The following is a 7,049-nucleotide window of genomic DNA, read 5'->3' on the forward strand; positions in this document are numbered from 1 at the left end:
TCGACAACCTCGTCGGATTCTTCGTCAACACCCTCGTCCTACGCGCCGACACCAGCAACAACCCCACCTTCCGCCAACTCATCACCCGACTCCGCGAAACCGACCTCAACGCCTACGCCCACCAAGACCTCCCCTTCGAACACCTCGTCGAAATCCTCAACCCCACCCGCTCCGCCGCCCGCCACCCGCTGGTGCAGGTGATGCTTGCCTTCCAGAACAACGCGGCGGTCGACCTGCGCCTGCCCGGCCTGTCCGTGGAGGCCGAGCAGATCTACACGGAGACGGCCAAGTTCGACCTCGCGTTCAGCGTCTTCGAGCACTTCGACCAGCACCAGCGGCCGACCGGCATGGACGGTGTCCTGGAGTACTCGACGGAGCTGTTCGACCAGGCCGGTGTCGAGCGGATCGCCGCCCGACTGGTCCGGATCCTCGAGGCCATGGTCGCCGCCCCGGACGGACGGGTGGAGCACGTCGACGTGCTCGGCCCCGACGAGCGCCGTCAGGTGCTCCAGGCGTGGAACGACACTCATCGCGCGCTGCCCGCCGCCACGCTGCCCGGGCTGTTCCAGGAGCAGGCCGCCGGAGGCCCCGACGCCACGGCGGTGCGCTTCGAAGGCATCGAACTCACCTACGGCGAACTCAACGCCCGGGCCAACCAGCTGGCCCGGTGGCTGATCCGCGAAGGAGTGGGGCCGGAGCGCTTCGTGGCCCTGGCGGTTCCCCGCTCGGAGCACATGATCACGGCACGTCTGGCCGTCGCCAAGGCAGGAGGCGCCTACCTCTCGATCGACCCGGAGTACCCGGCCGAGCGCATCGCCTTCATGCTGAACGACGCCCGGCCCGCGTTGCTGGTGTCCACGGGCGCGACCACCGGCGCGTTCCCCGAGGACCTGCGCCGGATCGACCTGGACGATCCCGCCCTCACGGCGGAACTGGCGGCGTACGACACGAGCGACGTCACCGACGACGAGCGGGTCGCGCCGCTGCGCCCCGCCCACCCCGCCTACGTCGTGTACACGTCGGGCTCCACCGGGATGCCCAAGGGCGTGGTCGTCCAGCACACCGGCATCCCCAGCCTCGCCGTCAGTGAGACCGAGCGGTTCGGGCTCGGCCCGGACAGCCGGGTGCTGCACTTCGCGTCCCCGAGCTTCGACGGCTCGTTCTCCGACATGTGCATGGCTCTGCTGGCGGGCGGCACGCTCGTACTCGCCCGTGCCGAGCAGCTGATGTCCGCGGAAGAGCTGTCCCGGCTGGCGCTGGAGCACGACCTCACCCATGCGACGCTGCCGCCCCCTGTTCTCGCGGGACTCCCCGAGGGTGGGCTGCCGGCCGGCATGACGTTGATCGTCGCGGGTGACGCCTGCTCCGGCGATCTCGCCGGGCGCTGGTCCCGGGCCACCGCCCGGATGCTGAACTCGTACGGACCGAGCGAGAGCACGGTGTGCGCCACCATCAGCGAACCGCTGTCGGGCGCACAACTCCCGCCGATCGGCCGCCCGTTGGACAACACGCGGCTGTACGTCCTCGACACGACCCTGCAGCCGGTCGGCTACGGCGTGACGGGAGAGCTCTACATCGCCGGCGCCGGGCTGGCCCGCGGCTACCTCGGGCGTCCCGCACTGACCGCGGGCCGCTTCGTGGCCTGCCCGTTCGGTGGCACGGGCGAGCGGATGTACCGGACCGGCGACCTGGTGCGCCGGCGTGCCGACGGGCAGTTGGAGTTCGTCGGCCGCGCCGACGACCAGGTCAAGGTGCGCGGCTTCCGAGTCGAACTGGGAGAGATCGAGGCGGCGTTGAGCCGCCACGAGCTGGTGGGCCAGGTAGCTGTGGTCGCCCGTGAGGACACTCCGGGCGACCGGCGGATAGCCGCCTACGTGGTGCCGCGCCGGGAGGTCGGCGGCCGTGACGAGGCGCGCGAGGAACAACAGGTCGGCGAGTGGCGCGAGACCTATGACTCGCTCTACCAGGGGGTGCCGGCCGAGGAGTTCGGTGAGGACTTCTCCGGCTGGAACAGCAGCTACACCGGCGACGTCATCCCGCTGGAGGAGATGCGCGAGTGGCGGGCGGAGACCGTCGAGCGGATCCGCGCGCTGCGTCCGAGGCGACTGCTGGAGATCGGCATCGGCAACGGGCTGATCCTGTCACAGATCGCGCCCCACTGCGAGGCCTACTGGGGTACCGACATCTCCACCGGCGTGGTGGAGGGCGTCCGCGCGCATGTCGCCCGGGACGCCTCTCTCGCCGGGCGCGTGGAGCTGCGGGCACAGCCCGCACACGACATGAGCGGCCTGCCCGCCGGCCACTTCGACACCGTCGTGCTCAATTCCGTCGTCCAGTACTTCCCCAATCCCGAATACCTGGTCCAGGTGGTGCAGCAGGCGCTGCGGCTCCTCGCCCCCGGCGGGTCGGTGTTCATCGGGGACGTCCGCAACGCGCGGCTGCTGCGGTGCCTGCGCAGCGCCGTGGAACTGCACCGGGCCACTCCGGCCGCGGACTCGGCCACGGTCCGCAAGGCGGTCGACCAGAGCATTGCGCTCGAGAAGGAACTCCTGGTGGACCCGGACTTCTTCGTCGCCCTGCGGGAGCTGGAGCCGGCCGTCGGCGCCCTGGACATCCAGCTCAAGCGCGGCCGTACGGTCAACGAGCTGACCCGGCACCGCTACGACGTCACCCTGCACAGGACGCCCGCCGCGACAGCCGCGAGGAGCGCGTACCAGGAGGCCGAGTGGGGGCGGGATGTCACCGGCCTGCCGGACCTGGAACGCGCACTGTCGGCAGCCGGCCCCGGCGCCGGGCTGCGGGTTCGGCACGTGCCGAACCGGCGCCTGGGCCGGGAGGCCGCGGCGCTGCGGGCACTGGAGGGCGGCGGGGAAGCCGCCGTGGCCCGCGAACGGCTCGTCGCGCCCGTCACCGACGCCGACGGCCCCGATCTCGAGCACGTGCATGCCCTCGGCGAGCGGCTCGGCCGTCGGGTCGTGGTGACCTGGTCGGGCGACAGCGGCGAAGGCGCCCTGGACGTGGTGTTCACCCCGGCCGGTGCCGATGGCCCGGGCGCGACGGCCGACCTCTACGAGCCGGCCGGCCCCCGCTCGGCGCCGCTGCGCTCGTACACCAACAACCCGGCAAGCCGACTGGAGACCGCCTCCCTGGTCACCACGGTGCGCGCGCACGCGCAGGAGCTGCTGCCGGACCACATGGTGCCGTCGGCGATCGTGGTCCTCGACGCGTTCCCGCTCACTCCCAACGGCAAGCTCGACCGCCGTGCGCTACCGGCCCCCGACCACAGCGGAGCGGTCGCGGGCCGAGGCCCGCGCAACGCGCGGGAGGAGGCGCTGTGCAAGCTGTTCGCCGAGGTGCTCGGGGTGGAACGGGTCGGCATCGACGACAACTTCTTCCACCTCGGCGGCCACTCCCTCCTGGCCACGCGGCTCATCTCCCGCGTGCGGGCGGTCCTCGGGGTCGAGCTCGCCATCCGTGACATGTTCGGCGAACCGACTGTGGCCGCTCTGGCACGGCAGCTCCCGGAACCGAACTCGACAAACCAAGCCAAGCGGAAGCGGCCCGCGCTGCGTCCGAGGGCGCGTATCAAGGAGGACTCGTGATCCCCGCGTCGTTCGCTCAGCGCCGCCTGTGGTTCCTCAACCGCATGGAAGACTCCGGCGCCGCGTACAACATGCCGATGGCCCTGCGCATGAAGGGCGCACTGGACCGGGAGGCCCTGGCGGCCGCCCTGGCGGACGTCGTCACGCGCCATGAAGCGCTGCGTACGGTGTTCAACGAGGTCGACGGCGAGCCGTACCAGGTCATCGTGGCGGCTGCGGACGCCACGCCCGAGTTGCCGGTGTACGAGGCGGTCGTCGGCGACGTGGACGCACGTGTCGCCGAGTTCGGCGCCCGCGGTTTCGATCTGGCGTGTGAACTTCCGCTGCGCGCCGCGCTGTTCACCCTCGCACCCGACGAGCACGTACTCGCGCTGGTGATGCACCACATCGCCGGCGACGGCTGGTCCATGGGCCCCCTGGCACACGACCTGGCAACGGCCTACCAGGCACGCCGCGGACGTCAGGCGCCCGAGCCGGCCCGAACTGCCCGTCCAGTACGCCGACTACGCCCTGTGGCAACAGAACCTGCTGAGCGGCCAGGACGACCCCGACAGCCTCATCAGCAAGCAGATCGCCTACTGGACCCGGCAACTGGCCGGGCTGCCGGAGGAGCTGGCCCTGCCGGTGGACCGGCCGCGCCCGGCAGCGGCCGGCCACCGCGGGGGCACCGTCCCCTTCCGCATCGACGCCGAACTGCACGGCAGGCTGACCGTTCTGGCCCGGGAGTGCGACGCCAGCCTCTTCATGATCGTCCAGGCAGGACTGGCCACGCTGCTGACGCGCCTGGGAGCCGGCAACGACATACCCATCGGCTCACCGATCGCCGGCCGTACCGAAGAAGACCTCGACGACCTGGTCGGGTTCTTCGTCAACACCCTGGTGCTGCGCGCAGACACCGGCGGCAACCCCACCTTCCGCGAGCTCATCGGCCGCCTGCGCGAGACCGATGTGAGGGCTTACGCGCACCAGGACCTTCCCTTCGAGCGGCTCGTCGAAATCCTCAACCCCACCCGCTCCGCGGCTCGCCACCCGCTGTTCCAGGTCATGCTCGCCTTCCAGAACAACGGCGGAGGCCGCCTCAGCCTGCCCGACCTGAGCATCGAGGCGACCCAACTGCCGACCGGGGACGCCAAGTTCGATCTGCTGCTCAACACCGGCGAGCTCTTCGACGAGCAGGGAGTCCCCGCAGGCCTGGACGGCGTACTGGAGTACGCCACCGACCTCTTCGACGCCGCCACCGCCGAGCGGCTGGTGGCCCGCCTCGTGCACATCCTGGAAGCCCTGGCCGCCGACCCGAGCCTGCGGATCGACGATCTGGACATCCTCGATGCCGCCGAGCGGCGCATGGTGCTGGCCGACTGGAACGGCGGTACGGTTCGGGAGACCACGGGGGTACTCCCGGAACTCTTCGAGGCGCAGGCGGCCCGCACACCGGACGCCGTCGCGTTGGTCTGCGGGAACACCGAATTCACCTATGCGGAGCTGAGCTCGAGGGCGAACCGCCTGGCCCGGGAACTCGGCACACGAGGCGTCGGCCCCGGGGGCACGGTCGCGGTCCTGATGGAGCGGTCCGCCGGACTTGTCGTCACGCTGCTGGCGGTCCTCAAGGCGGGCGGCACATACGTGCCCCTCGACCCCGGCTACCCGTCCGACCGCATCGCCTACATGCTCCAGGACGTCCGGCCGGCCCTGGTGGTGACCAGCCGCAGTGCGCGCTCCGGACTGCCGCGGACGGACACCCCGGCCTGCCTCGTGCTGGACGAGCCCGCAACCGAGGCCCGTCTGGCGGCCTTCGACGGGGATGACGCGCCCGCCACCGGGCTGCTGCCCGGCCACCCGGCGTATGTCATCTACACCTCCGGCTCCACCGGCCGCCCCAAGGGCGTCGTCGTCCCGCACCAGGCAGTGGTCAGGCTCGTACAGGGGGCCGACTACATCGACCTGGGCACCGATGACGTCGTCGCCCAGCTGGCCTCGGTCTCCTTCGACGCGGCGACCTTCGAGATCTGGGGTGCCCTGCTCAACGGAGCGACCCTGGCCCTTGCCCCGCCCGGCGCACAGTCCGTCGCCGATCTGCGCGGCTTTCTCGCCCAGCACCGCGTCACCACCCTGTGGCTGACGGCCGGTCTGTTCCACGAAGTGGTGGACACCGACGTCGAGGCGCTCAGCGGGCTGCGTCATCTTCTGGCCGGAGGAGACGTCCTGGCGCTGCCCCAGTGCCGAAAGGTGCTGGACCGGCTGCCCGGAGTGAGCCTGATCAACGGGTACGGCCCGACGGAGAACACCACCTTCACCACCACGCACCCGGTGCGGCCCGCCGACCTCGTCCACGCCGCCGGCGTACCGATCGGCGGCCCCGTCTCCGGAACCCGCGTCTACGTTCTCGACGCCCGGCTGCGTCCGGTGCCTCCCGGTGCGACCGGTGAGCTCTACGCGGCGGGCGACGGCCTGGCCCTTGGCTATCTGGGGCGTCCGGGGCTGTCTGCGGAGCGGTTCGTCGCCGATCCCTACGGTGTCGGGGGCGCGCGGATGTACCGTACCGGGGACCTGGTGCGCTGGAACTCGCACGGACGGCTGGAGTTCGTCGGCCGGGCCGATGACCAGGTCAAGATCCGTGGCTTCCGTATCGAGCTCGGTGAGGTCGAGGCCGTGCTGGCCGCGCACCCGGCGGTGGCGCAGGCAGCCGTCACGGTGCGCGAGGACGTTCCCGGGGACAAGCGCCTCGTCGGCTACGCCGTACCGGCTCCGGGCGCCGTCTTCGACGAAATCGCCACGAGCGCACGGGAGTTCCTCCAGCAGCGGCTGCCGGAGTACATGGTGCCGTCGATCGTGATGGCGGTCGAGGAGTTCCCTCTGACTCCGAACGGGAAGCTGGACCGTCGCGCACTGCCCGCACCGGACTTCACCGCCCTGACGTCGGGACGCGAGCCGCGCGACGCCCGCGAGGAAGCGCTGTGCACGGTGTTCGCCGAGGTGCTCGGGGTCGAGCGGGTCGGCATCGACGACAGCTTCTTCGACCTGGGCGGCCACTCGCTGCTCGCCACCCGGCTGGCATCCCGGATCCGCGCAGTACTGGGGTCCGAAGTCGCCATCCGCGACCTGTTCAGTGCCCCGACGGTGGCGGGACTGGCGGTACGGCTGGCGGAATCCGCCCACCATGTCCGCCCGGCCGTCGTACGCGTGGAGCGACCGGAAGCGGTGCCCGCGTCGTTCGCGCAGCGCCGCCTGTGGTTCCTCGACCGCATGGAGGGGCCGAGCGCCACCTACAACATGCCCATGGTGATGCGGATTTCGGGCGAACTGGACCAGCGGGCACTGTCCGACGCCCTGGCCGATGTCGTGGCACGTCATGAGGCGCTGCGCACGGTCTTCGAGGAGGTCGACGGAGTCACGCTGCAGAAGGTGATCCCGGCCGCGGACGCCGTGCCCGAACTGCCGGTGCACCAC

2 protein-coding genes and 1 pseudogene are annotated in these 7,049 nt (G+C 71.2%); all 3 read left to right on the forward strand.

Translation table 11 applies throughout. The annotated features are described in order from the left end of the window. Window positions 1-3,602 (forward strand): non-ribosomal peptide synthetase (locus AAW14_RS38785; protein WP_265569173.1); only part of this gene is annotated, 3,602 nt, incomplete at its 5' end. 44 nt (window positions 3,603-3,646) lie between these two features. Further along, window positions 3,647-4,009, forward strand: a pseudogene (locus AAW14_RS39990) (condensation domain-containing protein); the annotation flags it as partial. A 76-nt stretch (window positions 4,010-4,085) separates the two neighbouring features. Then, the coding region (locus tag AAW14_RS38790) for a non-ribosomal peptide synthetase (protein ID WP_265569174.1) at window positions 4,086-7,049 on the forward strand (2,964 nt) is incomplete at its 3' end.

The organism is Streptomyces hygroscopicus, from assembly GCF_026168105.1.
Classification (GTDB): Bacteria; Actinomycetota; Actinomycetes; order Streptomycetales; family Streptomycetaceae; genus Streptomyces; species Streptomyces hygroscopicus_D.